This is a genomic window from Mesorhizobium sp. M0306 (assembly GCF_040321655.1).
Classification (GTDB): domain Bacteria; phylum Pseudomonadota; class Alphaproteobacteria; order Rhizobiales; family Rhizobiaceae; genus Mesorhizobium.
This window is the reverse complement of record NZ_JAMYRY010000095.1, coordinates 1-1,429: the sequence shown is the minus strand read 5'-3', so window position 1 is coordinate 1,429 and position 1,429 is coordinate 1. Positions and strand designations below refer to the sequence as shown.

The 1,429-nt window shown below is 65.2% G+C and carries 1 protein-coding gene; it reads right to left on the bottom strand.

Annotated elements, in window-relative coordinates:
• Positions 1–146: 146 nt before the first annotated feature.
• The gene (locus NKI95_RS34225; RefSeq protein WP_502909297.1) at positions 147–1,235 is read right to left on the bottom strand and encodes an IS91 family transposase; all 1,089 of its coding nucleotides are present in this window, start codon (positions 1,233–1,235) and stop codon (positions 147–149) included.
• Between the last annotated feature and the right edge of the window lie 194 nt (positions 1,236–1,429).

Sequence of the window (1,429 nt, the reverse complement as noted above, 5' to 3'; positions counted from 1 at the left end):
AGACGGCGCCATTGGGTCGTTGACGCTAGGGTGCAGCGTTGCTGGCGACAGCCAGGCTGCGACTTTGACTAGCGGCGCGCAAAGGCCCTTCGGCGACTGTAGCAGACGCTGGGATGGCCGGTGCGAGCGTGTCAGTGCGCAGCGTGTCATGAGGTGTCTGGCCAGGTCGGGGCCTTGCGCGGGATCGGGCCGAGCGAGGCCATGGCGCCGCCGCAGCCCGGACAGATGTCCAGGGAGCGCCCTGTGAGACAGCGGTAACGCGGTCGGTCCGGCGCCGGCGGCGTGGGCGCCGCCAGAAGAAGACGGCACTGGGCGAGTTTGGCGACGCGGTGGCCGTTGGCGAGGAGGCCGTAATGGCCGATGCGATGGAATCCGTCTGGAAGAGCGTGCAGCAGGAAGCGCCGGATGAACTCGTCGGCGCTTAAGCTCATGAGCTTGTGCTTGGACTTGTCGTGGTGGCGATAGTCCTTCCAGCGGAAGCTGACCTTTCCCTGATCCAGGCTCACGAGGCGGCTGTTGGCGAGGGCGACGCGATGGGTGTAGCGGCCCAGATAGGCGAGAACCTGTTCGGGACCGCCGAACGGGGGCTTGGCGTAGGCGACCCATTCGATCCGCTTCAGTCCAGCCAGTTGGGCGCAGAAAGTGGCAGGGTCGGCCAGGCTGGCGAGATCGCTGAAGAAGCGAAGCTGGCCGGCGTCGAAGGCGTCCTGCAGGCGCTCCAGGAATAGCCGCCTGAACAGGCGCGACAGAACCCGTACGGGCAGGAAAAATCCCGGCCGGCAGGCGATCCATCGCTGGTCCCCGGCCTTCGCCGTGGCAGGCTCGAGCGACAGGCCGCCGCCCGGCACGACGCAGTGGACATGCGGATGATGATGGAGATTTTGACCCCAAGTATGAAGCACGGCGACCATGCCGATCTCGGCGCCCAGATGCCTGGCATCGGCTGCCGCCACCCTCAAGGCTTCAGATGCGGCCTTGAACAGGATCGCATAGAACACCGCCTTGTTCTGGAAGGCGATCTCAGCGACCTGGGCCGGGACGGTGAAGACCACGTGGAAGTATGGGACCGGCAGCAGCTCAGCCTGCCGCTCGGCCAGCCACTGGGCGCGGGCTAGGCCCCTGGCACTCACATGGGCGGATCCGAGGTTGAGCCTGTTTCCAATACGAGCATTTCTGGCTCGGTTGAAACTCACATACGGTCGCCGCCCCAGGGCGGCTGCACCCTTATCCCGCATACGGCGGCTAGGCTCAGGAGGACGTGACCATTCTTAGGGGCGGTTGTTGAGACCATATGCCAGGCCGGTTCGTCCACCTGGATCCGCCGGGGCTGATCAGGCCCCGTCAGATGGCGAAAGAGGTTTGGTTGGCTTCAGATCAGGTCGGCTTTATGATGGCGCCCTCCATCACCACTCCGGCGGTCGCATACTGC

Bases quoted from the DNA above. Each gene is read 5' to 3' on its own strand.
- NKI95_RS34225 (WP_502909297.1), bottom strand. From the start codon at position 1,235: ATGCGGGATAAGGGTGCAGCCGCCCTGGGGCGGCGACCGTATGTGAGT.